Below are 18,634 nucleotides of genomic sequence, written 5' to 3' on the forward strand. Positions count from 1 at the left end.
ATATATGATATTATATATTCATTATGAATAGAGTTTCAGTAAAAACAGAGATAGAATTTCAAAAAATTAAAGATAACTATATAAAAGAGCCTTTTAAACACTGTATTTATATACTGACAGGTAAGGAAAGACTTTTTAAAAAGGCCTTTATAGCAGCTATGCATTCAAGCATGTTTCCAGATGAGGGAGACAGCGAAATGAATTATAGCCTATTTTATGATAAGAATGATGCTATTGGATTTACACCTTTAGAAGTGGCAGATACTCCTCCATTTGGTTCTAAATTAAGATTAATAGTAATTTATAAATATAATAATTTTCAGGAAGATTTTTTAGATTACTGCTCAAATCCTTCAAAAACTTCTATAGTTATACTTGAAACAGAAAATACTTTGGAAGAAGATCCTATATACAAATATTTTTCCAAAAAGAAAGATATTAATAATATATATTTTATAGATTTCCCGCTTCCAGATGAAAAAGATTTCAGAGGATTAATAAATGCTTATATAATTAAACAAGGTAAAAAAATATCCTCTGAGGCAATAGAATATCTTATTAACAATATAAATTTGGATTATGATTCTCTTTATTCGGAACTTGCAAAAATATGCAGCTATAACGATAACGAATATTTAAATGTTGAAGATATTGCAGATTTTACTTATGTGTCAAAAAATAGAAATATATTTGATTTTTTAGATGCTGTTTTTGAGAGGGACAGAAAAAAATCTTTCAGTATAATGCATAGATTAGATCAAGATGCTTCAAGTTCTTTAACTTTGATGATGAATAATTTCTTGGCTATATATTATATGAAAATATTTCCTCCTCAAACTACTTTAAATGAAATAAGTAAATTAACAAAAATACCTGAATTTATATTGAAAAAGAAAAAAACTTCATTGAAACTATTTTCATTAGAAGAGGTAGTAAATATAATATCAAAAATATCGTATTTAAATACTTTAAGTGTTACTACACCTGCAAATATATTCAAAGCGCATTTTGAATTATTTTTGTTTACAATAACTAAATAATATAAAAATTAATTATCATATTTTCTATATAATTGATAATTTTTTAATAATATTATCCTAAATTTAATTAAGTTTTAAATATATTTATTAATTTTTAATAATAGTAATATTATATCCTCAACAATATCATTATAATTTTTGACTGTATACTAATACTAAATATTTAAGCCAAAAATACATTTTATATATTATTTGTTAGTTGTTTCTTTAATATAAAAAATATTTTAACATAAAAATTATATAAATAAAACAACTTTTATATTACAATTAATAAATTTATTTCATATTAATAGAATTTGCTTTGACAAATAACAGTTTATTTTGTATAATATATATTAATTAGGAGGAGTTTTTTCTATGTATTTAGTAAACCTTATGGAACAGAAAGTTTCAAAACTAGCAGATTCATACTTAAGAGAAAAAAATATTCCCGTTAACACTAATATGCGTATGGATATAATAGCGTATACTTTAAATAGAGTGCAGCCTCAGTACGTTACAAGTGCCAGGGGGGTTCTTCATAGTTATAATAAAGATCCTATACAAAGTAATACAGAAATATTAAGTATTATAGCAGATGCTTGTGAAATAGTTACTAGAAGAAAAGAAAATACATTGTTGGAGTCAGTTCCTTCTATTGACGAAAGCGGATATTATTTAACTTATCCTAGTATAATGGGTAATATTACAGCTTCTAATAATTTTGAGAGAATAGAAAATGCTTTAGTTTATATATTTTCTGAAGGAAAAATATTAGAAGGATATGGAGTTAATTTCCCTAATCCTGCTATAGTATCAAGCAATGTTCCTGGTAAATTTATGTTTTGCTTTATGCCTAAAAAAGTGGATTCTAATGCCGAAGTTGAGATTAAACTTGATATAGTTGTAGAATCAGAGAAATTTATGCAATATGAAAATGTATTAACTTTCAAGTTAAAGCCATCATATTATAATGCAGGAGATATGCCTCTATTTTCTATAGAAGAGGTTAATGATATAATTCTTATAGAAAATCATAATATACCTAGTTAACTATAATTTATTGCTATCAAATTGTGCAGTTTGTTTGAATATTTGAAGAGAAGTTGATGAGAGTAATTAGATTTATAGTATTTGCATGTTTTTTAGTTATTTTTATAGTTATAGCAAACATAATTCATAAGAATATTAATTCTTATGAAGTTATTAATATAAAAACTCCTTTTACTTATTATAATTTGATAGCCTATAGTAATAATGATATTAAATCATTGGCTTCTCTGTCATTTAAAGATTCCTTTGAAAGTTTATCTGAAATGTTTGATATAGAGATTGCTTTTGTGTCGAATAATATATTAAAAAAAGATATAAAAATTAGAGAAGATGATGCTGATTTAATTGTATTTACAGGGAGTAATTCTATATATCAAATAACAGTTAATAGTTATGATAATGTTGAAAATTTATTTGAAAATGTTGTTGAGAGTTTATATTCAAATAATATACAATTAGAAAAATACTCTTTAGATGATGAAAAAGGAAATCTTTTAGCTGAAATTTATACTCATCAAACGGATAGTTACAAAATAGTTATAACAAAGACTTATGTATCAAATACTATTAATTTATCTATAGATTATATTAATTTATTGACCACATAATAATTTTTTCTGTATTGTTTGTATAAAATATTATTTTTTTTCTTGACAAATAATTTACTTGATATAATATTACTAAATAAGATTAATTATTAATTGCTTTAGCAAGGAAATTAGGGTTATGAATAATACAAGAAATACAATACAAAAACAAGTGATTTTAAATGCCGTAAGAGAGCTAAAAAATCATCCTACTTCAGAAGAAGTTTATAATCATATAAAGCCAAACTTCCCATCTATAAGTTTGGGCACAGTATACAGAAATTTGAATTTACTGTCAGAAACTAAGGAGATACAGAAATTATCTATAATAGATGATGCTGTTCGTTTTGATCATATAACAAATGATCACTATCATTTTCAATGCAGTAAATGCAAAAAATTATCAGATATACCTATGGAATATCAGAAAAAACTAGATGAATTAGTTTCCAAAGAATATGATGTAGAAATATTCAAACATGATATTGTATTCACTGGTATCTGTAAAAATTGTAAAGATTTTTAATTTATCTGTGCATATTATTGGCATAAATTTATTAATGATTTTTATTTTTTAATAATAAGTATATTGAAAGTCTTGATTTTAATATTTATATTTTATATACTATTTATATAACATTTTAAATTTAAGGAATAATTATGTCAAAAGGCTATTTGGCTTTAGTGCTGCATGCTCACTTGCCTTATGTGAGACACCCTGAACATGAAAATTTTTTGGAGGAAGAATGGTTATATGAGGCCATAACTGAAACGTATATCCCTCTATTAGATGCTTATGACCGAATGGTTAATGATGGAGTAAACTTTAAGATAACTATGAGTGTAACTCCGCCTCTTATGAATATGCTAGCTAATGAATTGCTTCAAAATAGATATGTTAAATATATAGAGAAACTAATAAAATTGTCGGAATTGGAATGTGAGAGAACTTCATTAGATCCTAACTTTCATCATACAGCTGAATTTTACAGAGATAAGTTTAAAAAGATAAGAGATATATTTGTTTATAAGTATAATAAAAACTTATTAAATGGATTCAGATATTTTTTAGAAAGAGGTAATTTAGAGATAATTACTTGCGGTGCTACTCATGGATTTTTCCCATTTATGCAGGAATATCCTAAGGCAATAGAAGCCCAATTAAAAATGGCTGTAAAAACCCATGAAAAACATTTGGGAAGAAAGCCTACAGGAATATGGCTTGGTGAATGCGGTTTCTTTCCAGGACTTGAAAAGCATCTTGCTAATAATGGTATTAAATATTTCTTTGTTGATACTCATGGTATAATGTATGCTGATAAAGTGCCTAAATATGGTGTTTATGCTCCTTTATACTGTTCTAGAGAGAGTAGGGTTGCAGCTTTCGGAAGAGATATAGAGAGTTCAAGAAGCGTATGGAGTGCCGAAGTAGGTTATCCAGGCGATTTCAGATACAGAGAATTCTATAGAGATATAGGTTATGATTTGCCTTTCGAGTATATTAAAGATTTTATACAAAGCAATGGGCTTAGAAAGAATACTGGAATAAAATATTATAGAATCACAGGTAAAGACTGTGCTAAAGAACCTTATAATCCTGAATGGGCTATGGAAGCTGCAGGAGATCATGCTGGAAACTTTATGTTCAATAGAGAAAAACAAATTGAATATTTAGATTCTGTTATGGACAGACCTCCTATAGTAGTATCTCCTTATGATGCTGAATTATTTGGACACTGGTGGTATGAAGGTCCTATGTTTATAGAGTTCTTAATGAGAAAGATTCATTATGATCAAAATACAATAGAAACTATTACACCTAAAGAATATTTGGAAAGACATCCTGTAAACCAAATATCAATGCCTTCAATGTCAAGTTGGGGTGCTAATGGATATGGAGAAGTATGGCTTAATGGTACTAATGGCTGGATATACAGACACTTGCATAAAGCTGCTGAAAGAATGATTGAATTGGCTCATGATTACTATAATGAAACAGGTCTTTATGAGAGAGCATTGAATCAGGCAGCACGTGAATTGCTTCTTGCTCAAAGCAGTGACTGGGCTTTCATTATGCATACTGGTACTATGGTTGATTATGCTGTTAATACTACAAAATTATATATAAAGAGATTTACCGATCTTTATTATGCTATTAAAAACAGAGATTTAAACGAAGAATGGCTAAGCAAAATAGAATGGCGTGATGATATATTCCCAGAAATGGATTTCAGAATATACAGTTAAATTATTCTGTTTAAGTGAAAGTAATTAAAAATAAAAGAGTATGTATATTTAATATGCATACTCTTTTTTATATAGTTATAATACTATAATAAAAATAATAATTGCAGATATAAATCATAATAGTTTATTTTGATATTTTTTAATTATTATTGATATTGGTATATTTTTATTTATTTCTTCTTCAATATTATAATTATTTAATATGTATAATAATTCATAACCATTAGGCATTATTCTTATATAGTTATCATATAAATCTTCAATAATTATAGGATAACAAGTTATTCCTAAACATTTATTGTCATATAAAAGCTGTATATGATTTATGAAATTAGCTCTTCTATCTTGAAAATCTTCGTTATAATAAAAAGAATCAAAATATACGCCAAATTGCTGTGATATATGACTTCCAATTATTTGATAAGATGAACTATTATGTATAAACTCAAGAATATCTTTAATAAGATTAAAATCTATTTTCATAATTTTAAATCTCTTAAATTATGGTATTAGAAAAATTGGAGATGGCGGGACTCGAACCCGCGTCCTACGAAGCGTACCATATTCGTCTACATAGCATATCTTATCTTTGAAAGTTTCGCCTTATAGGTAGAAGACAAGCAGAAAAACTATAAGACTAGCATGAGTGTACGTAATATTAGGCTCATACGGCACCTAATACAAGTTCTATGTGTTTTGGCACCGAAAAAGTAACCCATAGACAAATCACTTAATCAGCGGCAACTTCAATTAAGCTGCGAGTGCATATTCGTCTGCACTTATTTTTCGGTATGATATTAACGTGCATACACCTAGCACGACTATGCAAAATATGTTCCAACCATCGCAGTCGAAGCCGGAGCATCCCCTTTCAAAGAACAAATGTTAATTTATATTATCATTTATAAAAAAATTGTCAATATTGAAATTGATATTAAAAATCAAAACAATATCTTTTTTAGATATTTTTATCTTGAATTTTTTCGCTAAATTCTATATCATATTTTAAAACCTATATTGGGAATGATTATGAAAAATAGAATTAGACTCATATTAAGTTTTACAATTCCATACATCATTTTTATATCAATAATAGCAGTTATTTTACTTTCAATATTTATTCCTCTAAATAAAGAGTTCTATTTCAATAGAATATCATTAAACGTAGAATTAGCCAAAAGTGATATAGAAAGCCGAGTTGATGATATTGTAAACTCTCTAACCTTTTTAAGTTCTTATGCTGAAATAGGCATCAATACTCAAAATATAGCACAAAGTGTTACTAATGTAAAAAAATTCGGTAATTATTTCGATGTGTTTTACTGCGATACAGTACCTTATAGCAGAGGCGGTACGTTTATAAGTTCAAGAATAACATATCCCAGCAATTATGATCAAACTGCAAGAGAATGGTATATAAATGCTTCAAAAAGTCAGAATAGTTTATATATAACAGCTCCTTATATTGATTTTAATTCAGGTAGTTTAGTTATAACATTTATTAATAAGATAATGATTAATAATAGATTAGCAGGATATTTTGGTATTGATTTTGATAATATGAATACCGTTGTTAGAAATGCTAATAAGGATTTTATAGATTCTATAAATGTAGTTACTGAAGACGGATTATATATAACTCATGAAAATAATGAATATCTTATGAATCCTAAAATGCTTGTTTTTAATGATAATTTATTTTCATCATATAAAAATAATATGCAAGACTCAGGAATATATATAAAAGATAATTATTGGTATACAGTAAGAAAAGTTAATAATGCTCCTTGGTATATAGCAGTTAAGGGCGATGCTTCATATTATTTTAATTTAACTAGATATTTAATATTATTCTTAATTGCTTTTGGAATATTATTTATAATTGGCGAGCTTATAATTGTTTCTATATCTTTGATACCTATTTCTGATAGATTAGATGATGTTATAGTGAGTTTAGAGAGTATGGCTAATGGAGATTTTGCTTCAAGAATCAAAGAGCATAAATTGATGGACAGCAGTGCAAGAAGACTTTCTAGTGTTATGGAAAAGATGCAGAGAAATATTGGAAAGACTATGTATAAGATAAAAACAGGAGTTGAAGAGGTTAATAAAAATGGAGAGGCTATAGCAAATGTAAGTATGGAATTATCCAGCAAGGCTAATGAACAGAGTGTGTCTTTAAATAATTTAATAGATGCTATAAATGCAATATCTTCATCCATAGAGTATGCTTCTAAAAAAACTGACTCTGCAAAGACTATGAGTGATGAATCTTTTGAGAACACTAAAGTCGGTGTTAAGATGATCGGCGAAATAAAAGATAATATGAATGAGATAACAGAGGCAAGTAATCAAATTTCACATATTATAGAAACTATACAGGCAATAGCTTCGCAGACAAATATACTTGCTCTTAATGCCGCAGTAGAAGCAGCACGTGCCGGAGATCAGGGAAGAGGTTTTGCCGTTGTTGCCAGCGAGGTTCGCTCACTTGCTCAAACAGTAACTAATTCGGCGGATAATATTACAAATATAGTTGAAGGTGCTGTTTCAAAGATAGAGCATGGAAGTGAATTCGTAAGCAAATCATCTGAAGTTCTTAACAGTATAGAATCATCTTCTTTGGAATCTTCAAATTCTTTATCAGAAATATACAGAATGTCTAATGATAAAAAATCAGGCATAGATAATATTAATAATATAGTAGCGAAGATTAATGATATTACAATGAGTAATGCGAAATTTGCAAATGAAAGTGCTGAATCTAGTGTTAAAGCTTCTAAAATAGTAAATGAAATAGTAGATGAACTTTCTTTCTTTAAGTTTAAAAGTTCAAATAAGGATTAGAATAATATGAAAAAAAATATTAAGCTTTTATTAAAATTGATAATTCCATATTCTTTATTTATTATAATAACATCTGCTATTATATTTGTTTTGTTTACAAGAGCATATAAATCTGATTATTTAGATCAGATATCAATAAATATAGATAAGATAGGATATTATATAGAAAGAGATATTGAGAATGTAAATTTGGTATTAAATATGCTTGATTCTTATGCCGTAGCTGATTTAACTCCTTATGAAATGGGTTTATCTATGAGTAATGTTTATAATAAAAGACAGGAATTTTTTGATATACTCTATGGTTCTACAGTTCCATTTTCAGAAGGCGGATTATTTTTGAGCGTAACACATCAATATCCTACCAATTATGATCAAACTTCAAGAATATGGTATAAGTCTGCTTTAAGCACTAATGGAATATATATTACAGATCCTTATATAGATTTTAATACACAAAAACTTTTAATCACTTTTTCAAAGGCTGTTTATACTAATGGAAGATTGAAAGGTGTTATAGGTATAGATTTTTCAAGTGTAAGTAATGTAAGGACAGAAGGCAATATAGATAAAAATAATATATTCCTTATTACATCTGATGGTCTTTATATTAAGCATAGCAATCCTGATTATGTGCTAAAAGAAGGAGTTACTATATTTAATACTGATAAAACATTTGAAGGTGCTGAAGAGTATGTTAATAATATATCTTCGCCTATTAAAATAAAAAATAATAATTGGTATTCTATTCGTCAAATACCTAATACTAAGATGGCTTTAGCTGTTAAAGGAAGTTTAGACGATTATAAATCTATTTTTAAGAAAACATTTTTTATATTTTTATCAATACTGATATTTTTATTAATTATGGGATTATTTTTAACAACTATTGTTCTTCTTCCTCTTTCAAAATATTTGGATATGGCAATTACTGCTATTGATAATATGGCAGATGGTAATTTCTCATATAGAATAGATAAATCCATATTATCAAAAGGCAATAGGGCAGGTGATTTGGCACGTGCTATAGATAAAATGGAAGCAAATATTGGAAAATTGATATTTAAAATTAAAAAAGCAATAGAAGATATTAATGCAGTAGGTGTAGAAATATCACAATCAAGTGAGAAGCTGCTTGAAAGAGCTTATATACAAGCAGTTCATCTTGAAAAGCTTGATGAGGCTCTAAAGGATATAGGAACAGCAATTAATTTATCATCAATAAGTGTTGCCACCTCTAAAGATTCTATGGAAAAGATGGAGAATACAACTCAAACAGGTGTTGATACTATAAATGAAATAGAAAGTAATATGAATGAAATACAGGCTTCAAGTAAAAAGATATTCGAGATAACAAAGTCTATAGAGTCGATAGCATTGCAAACTAATATACTAGCTCTTAATGCCGCAGTAGAAGCAGCAAGGGCAGGAGAGCAGGGCAGAGGTTTTGCTGTTGTTGCAAGCGAAATAAGAAAATTGGCTACTACTGTTTCACAGGCTACAAAAGACATTACTGTTATAGTTGAAAATGCTGTAACTAAAATAGATAATGGAAGTATTTCAGTTTCAAGAACTTCTAAAACTTTAGATCATATAGCAAAAAGTTCTGTTGAAACTTCATCTATACTTTTGGAGATATCAGCTTCTTCAAATGAAGAGATAGAGCGTATAAATAATATTAATAATGATATAGGTGTTATTAATGAAATAATGATCAAAAATGAAGAGCTTTCAAAACAAGCCTCTGAAGCTAGTGCTAAAACTTCAAAAATGGCTGAAGATATAGTGAAAGAATTGTCATTCTTTAAATTTGGTCATGGTAAGTAAAATGAAATAAATAAAATTAATTGAGAGTAAATAGAAAAATAGTAAAACAATTTAATATTTATTGTTTTACTATTTTTTTATATAAAATTCTATTTTTGTAGGAATAATTTTCTTTAACTTTTAGGAAGAAGTTTAACAGGGTCTACTGCTCTTCCCTGATAAGAAATTTTAAAGTATAATTCGCTTCTGTCTATCATACCTGTATCACCTATATCTCCTATATAATCTCCTTTTTTTACTATATCTCCAAGCTTAACATTTATCTTAGAAAGATGAGCATAAGAAGTATTATATCCGTTTTTATGTTTAAGTATTATAACAGTACCGAATCCTCTTATATTATCAGCATATTCTACTATTCCGTCGTCGGAAGCTACAACTTTATCTCCAACATCTCCTAATATATTAACGCCTCTGTTTGCGAGTTTGTCAGAAGCTACCCCATATCCTGAAATTATTATACCTTTATAAGGCCATATAAAAGAACTTTCAGGCAATATAGAATCATCATTAAAAGAATATGGAACCATTTTAGCTGTTTTTACTTTTAGATTTGCACCAACATATAATTTATATTCATTGGCATTTTTTATATTATTAAGCTGCATTAAATCTCTTAAATCCATTTTATGCTTTTTAGCTATTGAATATAAACTATCACCGCTTTGTACTTTATAATTTGATATTACTAAAGTGGTTGTTTTTTTAGGATTAGCATATACTTTAAGAGTATCTCCAACCTTCAAAATATATTTATCATTTATATTATTTATAGAATATAATTCTACTAAATCCATTCCTCTTGCCAAAGCTATTTCGCTTAAAGTATCTCCGCTTTTAACTTTATAATTTTCTAAAGTTCTGTATTCTGTTGATTTTGAAGAACTTGTTATATTAATATTATCATATATTTTTAAAGTATCTCCAACTTTAAGTACATAATTATTTTTGAGATTATTTAACTGAAGCAAATCTTTTAAAGACATAGAATTCTTTAATGCTATCTCTCCAAGTGTATCTCCATTTTTTACTTTATATGTTTTTATAGTTTTACTTTGTGCGTTAGAGGCATTTGCTCTTGCATATATTTTTAATTTTTCGCCTGTTCTTAATTTGTATTTTAGAGGATCATCTATATTATTAATTTTTAGAAAATCGTTTACACTAATATCATTTTGAAATGCTATACCGTATAAAGTGTCTCCGCTTTTTACAGTATAATATTCTATTTCTTTTCCTGTATCTTTTTCATTATTAGTATTTAAATTATTTTCTTTAGATGATTTAACATACATAGTTTTACCTACATATAGTTTATATTTATCAGGATCATCTATATTATTGATTTTCAAAAATTCGCTTGCTGTCATGCCATGAGAGAAAGCTATTCCGTATAAAGTATCACCGCTTTGTACTTTATAAGTATCATAACTTTCTGTATTATTATCATTATTATTGCTGTTATTTATTATATTATTTGAAGGCGAATTACTTTCTTTTTGATTATTTGCCACTTTAAGAGTTTGTCCCACTCTAAGATTATATTTATTGGCATCTTTAATATTATTTATAGCTAGAAATTCATTAGCAGTCATTCCATGAGCGAATGCTATACCAAATAAAGTATCACCGTTTTGTACTTTATAATCTTTATATGAGTTTCCTTCTTCTCCTTTCAAGCCGAAAACTTTATTATCAGTGTCATATACAAGAGTATAGCCTTTCTCTTTTACTTTTAAAACTTCTCCTACTTTAAGATTATATTTATCCGGGTCTTTTATATTATTAATTTTTAAGAATTCGCTTGCACTCATATCATGAGCGAATGCTATTCCAAATAAAGTATCTCCGTTTTTTACTTTATAATCTATATAATCAGCCGCGAAATTAAGCGAGGCAAAAGTGCATCCTATAATGGAAGCATATTTAAAAATATTTTTCATAATTGTTATTTTTTAGTTCAATATAAAGGCTTTAATTTGCTATTTCAAAAACTTCATCTACAAGAGGATCTGAAGGTGTAACCGTAACAGTTACCTCTTTAACGCTTGACATTTGAGGTCCTATCTTTATTTTTTCTACAAACTCATCAATATCATTTTTAGTTTGTAAATATCCTATCACTTCTACAGAACCGTCATAGTTATTCCATACTTTTCCGCCGATTTTCATTTCATCGGCCACCTGTTTAGCATAGTATCTGAAGCCTACGCCTTGAACTCTTCCTTTTAATATAATATCTACTTTAAACATATATAAATTATCGGAAATATATTTTATGGAATTTATATCAATAAATAAAAATTGACAATTTATATAAACGATTATAAAATACTTTAAATGTATAATATAGAAATTACAATAAAAAATATTGATTTAAAATTTAATTCGAATGATAAACTATTTTCGCCTAAAAATATAGATATTGGTACATTATCTATGATTGATGAAGTGAATTTTGAAAATGAAAATAAAATTTTAGATTTAGGATGCGGATACGGTTTTGTGGGCATATTAGCAGCAAAAATAATAGGTGAAGATAAAGTAGTTATGTGCGATATAGATTCTGAAGCTGTAAAAATATCAAAGCATAATGCTATTCTAAATAATGTGGAAAATATTAATATTCTTCAAAGTGATGGATTAAGAAATATAATTGATAATGATTTTTCTATGATACTTTCAAATCCTCCTTATCATACAGATTTTTCTGTGGCAAAACATTTTATAGAATCAGGATTTTATAAATTAGCATTGAATGGTAAATTCATTATGGTAACTAAAAGGCTTGATTGGTATAAAAATAAACTTTCATCTGTATTTGGAGGAGTAAAAGTAAAAGAAAAAAATGGATATTATATTTTTATATCTGAAAAGAGAAATATTATTGACTCAAATAAATTAAAGAAGAAATTAAAAAAAGAAAATAAAGAGATTATTAAAAATATGAAATCTCAAAAAATTAGAAAAAATCATAAATGACCTATTATAGGAAGACCTGTTATATAGAAAAATAATACATTTGATAAAAGTCCTATTATAGTACCAAAAATTATACCAAATATCACATCGAAAGGATAATGCAGTCCTACATATACTCGGCTGAATGCTATAAGTGATGCTATAGGATAGAACAGTAAAGCAGAATATAAACTATAGCTTCCCATAGAAAATGATACTGAAAAAGCTACCATTGTATGTCCTGAAGGGAATGAATGTTTGTCAGGAGGATACATTATAGGTATTTTTTGATGTTTTTTATAAGGCCTCGTTCTGCTGAAGAAGCTTTTTATATATAAGAATAAAAATATACATATAAAAATTCCTGTTACGGCTCTTGAAAAATATAAAGCAGCATAATCTATTCTAAACATATAGAATATCAAATATATTGTCATCCATATATATCCATCACCCATTCTGCTCATAAATTTCATGAAAGTTTTTACAGGACCTTTTCTATTGTCTTTAAATATTTTTAAAAATAATTTGTTGTCTATATTTGACATAAATCTTATCAATGGAAGATTATTTATATAATTAATCCTTTTTTGTTTTCTTCGTTTTTTTAGAATTTTTTTGATTTTTTTTCTAATTTTTTTACGATTCTTAGAGTTATTATCATTAATGTTATTTTGTTCGTTTTCCATATAAAGAAATCCAATTTAATGATTTATAATAAAATACCATAAAATATAAATAAATCAACTGTTATATATTAATATTAAAAATATATATATTTATTAACATTTTAAAATATTTAGTGATTTTTGTAAAGTTTCCGAAAATGGTACAAACATATAAGAAAAATTTAATTTTTAGGATATGAAAAGGTGCTTGTAGGAAATGATGCTTATCAAAAGTTTATAGATTATATAGAAAATATTATAAACTTTAATTTTTTATCCCATATACCTGGATCTAATGATACTATAGAAATGCAAAGAGAATCTATTATCAATATAGTGAAAAGATCAAATACTAATGAATCTTTTTTAGACTATATATCATACACATATACAATATTTGAAAATGATATAATAAAACAAATATTATCTATATCTTGGATTAAAGGAAACGGAGAAGAAGATAAAATAATAAATGATGATAAGTTTGAGCTTAATGATGAAGAGTTAGTTAATTATATTTCTATTCTTTTAGTTTTAAGGGATGTTATGCATACAAGCTATATAGCATCTCTTCCTATATACTATGAATATAAATATGAACAAAAAGAATTTATTGATAAAGCTAGAGAAATGATAGATCATTCTATATCTAATATATCTACTTTGGAGCATATTAATCCTATGTTTATAGCAATAGCAGCAAAAAGTGTTATTCCTTATTCTATAACGAATGATGAACTTTCTTCTTCATCTAAGTTAATAGCAATACTTTTTAATTTATCAAGGATAATGGCATCATACCCTTATACTGATAAAATTATAGAAGACACTCAGCCTATATTTTCAAGTGCCTTGTATAATTTAGTGAATAATGCTTCTTTTTTGGGATTAGATTATAAGATGATTAGAGTTATATATGATAAAGCAAAAATAGGAGAGATAAAGTGGAAAAATTAAGTAAATATAATATTACATTTATAGTATCTGCTGTATCATCTTTAACTATAATATCAATGTGTGCATATATGATTCTAGATATACCTACATATATTATGAAGTTATTAATGCTTATAGAATTTTTATGCTCTTTTTATTTTGTATGCGTCTTTTTTTATAAGATTAATAAATATTCCAGAGTAGAGACTTTCTTTTATTTAATTATATATTTAGTTCCTTTTATACTGTCAATATTGGGACTTTTTTATATAACAAACTTTTTCTCTTTGAACAGAGTATTTTTAAGAGAGAATATTATAGCTTCTTTTCTTACTAGAGGATATCATGTTCTGTTTATTTTTTATATATCTCATATAATATACTTTTTTTATTTATTTAGTATTGAAAATAAAAATACATTTTATTCTTTAATATCTTCGAATTTTGTCGTAGTTGTTTCAGTGATAATGGCTGTTATATTTATAGTGTTATACGGAATAATAAATTGGGTGTTTGATAATAAGATAATTACATCTTATGGAGATAAAAAAAATGAAATAATATATGAAGCAGGCCTTGTATTTTCTCAGAATGTAAATACTGATGATCTTGAATATGAGGGTTTTGCTAAAAGTTATGATATGGTGCTTTTATATTATGACAATGAATTAAAATATAGATCAGAAGATTGGGATGATTTTGAAAGAAGGCATTTGCTTTTTGAAGCTGCTATTATGCAGGGAAATGGATTTTTATTTATGGGAAGCGGAAAGGAATTTATTTATCCTTATTATATGTTTATACTGATATATGTAATAGTGAATTCTATTATACTTACTTGTTCTATAATGTTCTTTAAATTATTCTTTGATAAAAAATTTAATAATTATGTTAATATTATGATTAAAGGATTTAAAGAAGACAGTTACATATATGCAATAGATACTGAAAAAATGGATAATACAGAAATAAAAAAATTATCAGAATTATATAATAAAAAGTTACTTACTTATAAATACAGAGAAAGATTTATAAAAATGTTTACTAGATAAATTTGTTTATTAATATATATCATTTTTATTATTGAATACGCTTTCAATCTGTATAAACTGTTATAGTTTGCAATGAAAATCTATTTATTAAAAACTTTTAATAATTATAAATTTTATTTAAAATCATTTAAAAAAATTAATTTATATAAAATATATTATATTGCTATGCTATTTTTTATATAAATTACATACAGTTGATTTTTATTTGAAACTTTTTTTACATTTTATCGTCTAATATGCTATAATACTAGTTGGATATTATAAAATATAAATTTAAGAAAACATTTTGATTATGAAAACAATAATAGAAACAGTTGTTAAAAGACCAGTAACTATACTCATGGTTATTGTTTCAGTGATTATATTGGGGGCAGTTAGTCTATCAAAACTTTCAATAGATTTTATGCCTAGTATTGAAGTTCCTTATGTAAGCATTTATACAAGATATAAAAATGCAGGTCCTGAAGAGATAGAAAAATCAATTACAAAAATAATTGAAGGTGCTGTAGCTACAGTAAATAATATAAAAGAAATCACTTCAACATCAAGAGAAAATGCATCAGATGTAACTATAGAGTTTAATTGGGGAACAGATTTGAACGATGCTTCAGAAGACATAAGAGAGGCATTGGAACAGGTTATAGACTTGCTTCCAGATAGTGCTGAAAAACCTATAATAAGAAAATTCAGTACTGATGATATTTCATTAATGGAAGTTGCTATTTACGGTATGAATGATCAGGCAGCTTTATATAATATAGCAGATAATCAAATAGCACCTCAAATAAAACAAGCTAAAGGAGTTGCTCAGGCTGAAGTTTTAGGCGGATTAAAAAACGAAATAAAAATAGATGTTAATTTAAATAGATTAAAAGCATATAATATAAATATCAATGAAATAGCTTCTGTACTTGCCAGAGATAATAATAACTTAGTAGGCGGGCAGGCTAATCAGGGTTTTTATAGATACACAATAAGAACAATGGGAGAAATAAAGAGCCTTGATGATATAAAAAATACAATTATCTCTTTAAAAAAAGATAGTATTGGAAATGCTTCTGTAGTAAAAATACAGGATTTAGCAGAAGTTTATCAGGGTTATGATGATGATGTTAATATAATAAAGATTAACGGAGAAAATTCTATATCAATAGCTGTAAGTAAAGAGTCAGGAGCCAATACTGCCGAAGTTTCAAAAAATGTAATAAGGCAATTAGAAGAATATAATTTTCCTCAAGGCGTGAAATATGAAATAATGTTTAATACAGCCGATAGTATAAATGAGTCTATAAAAGGAGTTCTTGAGGCTGCTTGGCAGGGAGGACTTTTTGCTATTATAGTTCTTATGATTTATATGTGGAATATAAGAACCGTATCAATAATAGCTATATCAATACCTATTTCTATAATAGTAACTTTTACTCTTATGTATTTTATGAAAGTTACTTTAAATGTAATATCACTTTCAGGGCTTGTACTTGGAATAGGAATGATGGTTGATAATTCTATTGTAGTTCTTGAAAATATATTTTATTATAGACATCATGGATATGGAAAATATTCATCGGCTATTAATGGTGCTTATAAGGTATCGCTTGCAATTTCAGCTTCTACTTTCACCACTATTGCTGTATTCCTTCCTTTTTTATATATTGAGGGTATGGTTAGTCAAATTTTTAGAGATTTATGCATTACTGTTACAGTATCAATGATAGCCTCTTTATTAGTTGCTCTTTTAATAGTACCTATGTTTGGGGCAAGACTCATAACAAATAAAAGATTAAAACTATTTTCAAAACTTGAAGCTTTAAGCAATAAATACATACATGATAATATGAGTAAACTCTATGATAAAATTTTGCATTTTTCAATAAGAAGAAAAAAAACTGTACTTATACCTTCTATCATATTAGTATTTGCTGTAATATTTTTAGGAGTTATGTTTATTGGTAAGGAAGGATTTCCTAAAACAGATGAGGGACAGTTTATGGTTCGTATAACTATGCCTATAGGTACCAAATACGAACAAACTCAATCATTTATTGAACTTATGGAAAATGATATAAGAGAAATAGTTAAAGATGATTTAGTAAAAATTCAGTCAAGGATAAGAAAAGGCGATGAGGCAAATAATGCTAATATAAGAATAGAATTAAAATCTAAAAGCGAAGGAAGAAAAGGTACTATTGAAGATTATGTTGAACTTACAAGAGAAAAACTACAGAAATATCCAGCCAGAATAAATATTAATACATTAGGTTCAGCTTCAGGAGGAGGAACAGGTGAGGCTATAAGAATAGAGATGCTTGGAGATGATGCTGGGCAGGCAGAAGAACTTGGAAATAGAATAGTAAGTGCAATATCAAATATAGAAGGTGTCAGAGGTGCTATGGTTGATATTGATGAATCAAACAGAGAACTTCAAATATATGTTAATAGAGATATAGCTGCTAAAATGGGGCTTAAAGTTAATGATGTAGCAAGAATAATAAATACAAGTTTTGCAGGAAGAACAGCTACTACAATAACACCTGAAAATTCTGACTTTACAGATATAGATGTTAATGTTCAATTAGAAAATATTGATAAGGTTACAATAGATGATGTAAAAAAAGTGAGTATACCTGTAAAAGGTGTATTGATACCATTATCCTCAATAGCGGATATAGTAAAAAGTTATGGACCTAATAGAATATATAGAAAAGATAGAAAAAGATTTACAACTGTAATCGCTAATGTTTATGAAAGACCTTTAAATGAAGTTATTTCTGAAATAAAAGATAATATAGATAATAATGTATTCATACCAAACGGAATATCTATAAATTATGGCGGAGATTATGAGGATATGAATGAAGCTTTTTCTCAGCTAATACAGGCTTTGGTTTTAGCTTTAGTTTTAGTTTATGCTATTATGGCTAGTCAATTTGAATCTTTGATAGCACCATTTGTAATAGCATTTGCAATACCTTTCGGATTTGCCGGTTCGCTCATTGCTTTATTTATAACTAATACCACACTCAACGCTTATAGTGCCATAGGTTTTATAGTATTAATTGGAATAGTTGTTAATAATGGTATAGTATTAATAGATTATATGAATCAGCTTATGCATGAAAAACATATAAATGGAGATGAATCTGCTTTACTTGCTGGAAAAAGAAGATTAAGACCTGTACTTATGACAACTCTTACCACTATATTAGGTATATTGCCTATGACTTTGGGTATAGGAAGCGGAAATGAAATGTATAAACCTTTGGCTATAGCATTATTAGGAGGACTTGTCGTTTCTACTATGTTTACATTGATTATAGTACCTACTATTTATGCGGGTATCAGAAATAAAATACCTCTTAAAGATTATGATAAAAAAGACCAGGAAAGTGCTAATGATTTTGCTTTAAATAACACTGTAAATGCAAAATAATAAATTT

15 protein-coding genes and 1 other RNA gene are annotated in these 18,634 nt (G+C 26.7%); 11 read left to right on the plus strand and 5 right to left on the minus strand.

Going from position 1 to position 18,634, the window contains the following annotated elements; translation table 11 throughout:
* The first annotated feature begins 23 nt into the window (after window positions 1–23).
* The 5 genes from holA to BRSU_RS01770 all read left to right on the plus strand — a co-directional run bounded on the left by holA (window position 24) and on the right by BRSU_RS01770 (window position 4,906).
* Window positions 24–1,040: a DNA polymerase III subunit delta gene (holA, locus tag BRSU_RS01750; RefSeq protein ID WP_048593496.1), complete on the plus strand. Its 1,017-nt coding sequence runs from the start codon at window positions 24–26 to the stop codon at window positions 1,038–1,040.
* A gap of 357 nt (window positions 1,041–1,397) precedes the next feature.
* The gene (locus tag BRSU_RS01755) at window positions 1,398–2,072 is read left to right on the plus strand and encodes a late competence development ComFB family protein (RefSeq protein WP_048593497.1); all 675 of its coding nucleotides are present in this window, start codon (window positions 1,398–1,400) and stop codon (window positions 2,070–2,072) included.
* A 56-nt stretch (window positions 2,073–2,128) separates the two neighbouring features.
* Complete coding sequence (locus BRSU_RS01760; protein ID WP_048593498.1) at window positions 2,129–2,680, plus strand: hypothetical protein; 552 nt, start codon at window positions 2,129–2,131, stop codon at window positions 2,678–2,680.
* A gap of 118 nt (window positions 2,681–2,798) precedes the next feature.
* Window positions 2,799–3,185, plus strand: a complete 387-nt coding sequence (locus tag BRSU_RS01765) for a Fur family transcriptional regulator (protein ID WP_048593499.1) — start codon at window positions 2,799–2,801, stop codon at window positions 3,183–3,185.
* Window positions 3,186–3,319: 134 nt separating this feature from the next.
* Window positions 3,320–4,906 carry a glycoside hydrolase family 57 protein gene (locus tag BRSU_RS01770; protein WP_014488791.1) on the plus strand — a complete coding sequence of 529 codons (1,587 nt, stop codon included), beginning with the start codon at window positions 3,320–3,322 and terminating at the stop codon, window positions 4,904–4,906.
* A gap of 114 nt (window positions 4,907–5,020) precedes the next feature.
* Here the strand turns inward: BRSU_RS01770 and BRSU_RS01775 are convergent, their stop codons facing one another.
* The gene (locus BRSU_RS01775; RefSeq protein ID WP_048593500.1) at window positions 5,021–5,389 is read right to left on the minus strand and encodes a hypothetical protein; all 369 of its coding nucleotides are present in this window, start codon (window positions 5,387–5,389) and stop codon (window positions 5,021–5,023) included.
* Window positions 5,390–5,422: 33 nt separating this feature from the next.
* Window positions 5,423–5,775: a transfer-messenger RNA gene (gene ssrA, locus BRSU_RS14285) on the minus strand.
* Window positions 5,776–5,935: 160 nt separating this feature from the next.
* Between ssrA and BRSU_RS01780 the strand changes: the two genes are divergently transcribed.
* Together BRSU_RS01780 and BRSU_RS01785 are read left to right on the plus strand one after the other, a co-directional pair.
* Complete coding sequence (locus BRSU_RS01780; protein ID WP_048593501.1) at window positions 5,936–7,753, plus strand: methyl-accepting chemotaxis protein; 1,818 nt, start codon at window positions 5,936–5,938, stop codon at window positions 7,751–7,753.
* Between the two features lie 6 nt (window positions 7,754–7,759).
* Window positions 7,760–9,580 (plus strand): methyl-accepting chemotaxis protein, encoded by a 1,821-nt coding sequence (locus BRSU_RS01785; RefSeq protein WP_048593502.1) that lies wholly within the window; start codon window positions 7,760–7,762, stop codon window positions 9,578–9,580.
* 113 nt (window positions 9,581–9,693) lie between these two features.
* Here the strand turns inward: BRSU_RS01785 and BRSU_RS01790 are convergent, their stop codons facing one another.
* Complete coding sequence (locus BRSU_RS01790; RefSeq protein WP_048593503.1) at window positions 9,694–11,523, minus strand: LysM peptidoglycan-binding domain-containing protein; 1,830 nt, start codon at window positions 11,521–11,523, stop codon at window positions 9,694–9,696.
* 31 nt (window positions 11,524–11,554) lie between these two features.
* The gene (locus BRSU_RS01795; RefSeq protein ID WP_014488785.1) at window positions 11,555–11,833 is read right to left on the minus strand and encodes an acylphosphatase; all 279 of its coding nucleotides are present in this window, start codon (window positions 11,831–11,833) and stop codon (window positions 11,555–11,557) included.
* Between the two features lie 87 nt (window positions 11,834–11,920).
* Between BRSU_RS01795 and BRSU_RS01800 the strand changes: the two genes are divergently transcribed.
* Window positions 11,921–12,562 (plus strand): class I SAM-dependent methyltransferase, encoded by a 642-nt coding sequence (locus BRSU_RS01800; protein WP_048593504.1) that lies wholly within the window; start codon window positions 11,921–11,923, stop codon window positions 12,560–12,562.
* Here BRSU_RS01800 and BRSU_RS01805 read toward each other — a convergent pair.
* Window positions 12,553–13,230, minus strand: coding sequence for a phosphatase PAP2 family protein (locus BRSU_RS01805; protein ID WP_048593505.1), 678 nt, complete (start codon window positions 13,228–13,230; stop codon window positions 12,553–12,555). The genes BRSU_RS01800 and BRSU_RS01805 overlap by 10 nt on opposite strands.
* Before the next feature lie 183 nt (window positions 13,231–13,413).
* Here BRSU_RS01805 and BRSU_RS01810 point away from each other — a divergent pair, with 183 nt between their 5' ends.
* The 3 genes from BRSU_RS01810 (at window position 13,414) to BRSU_RS01820 (ending at window position 18,627) form a co-directional block, all read left to right on the plus strand.
* On the plus strand, window positions 13,414–14,166 hold the full coding sequence (locus tag BRSU_RS01810; RefSeq protein WP_048593506.1) for a hypothetical protein: 753 nt from the start codon (window positions 13,414–13,416) through the stop codon (window positions 14,164–14,166).
* Entirely contained in the window at window positions 14,154–15,197 is a 1,044-nt protein-coding gene (locus BRSU_RS01815; RefSeq protein ID WP_048593507.1) for a hypothetical protein, read from the plus strand. The genes BRSU_RS01810 and BRSU_RS01815 overlap by 13 nt, the downstream gene beginning before the upstream one ends.
* A gap of 292 nt (window positions 15,198–15,489) precedes the next feature.
* Window positions 15,490–18,627 (plus strand): efflux RND transporter permease subunit, encoded by a 3,138-nt coding sequence (locus tag BRSU_RS01820; RefSeq protein WP_048593508.1) that lies wholly within the window; start codon window positions 15,490–15,492, stop codon window positions 18,625–18,627.
* Window positions 18,628–18,634: the final 7 nt, after the last annotated feature.

The sequence above is a fragment of the Brachyspira suanatina genome (assembly GCF_001049755.1).
In the GTDB taxonomy this organism is placed as follows: Bacteria; Spirochaetota; Brachyspiria; order Brachyspirales; family Brachyspiraceae; genus Brachyspira; species Brachyspira suanatina.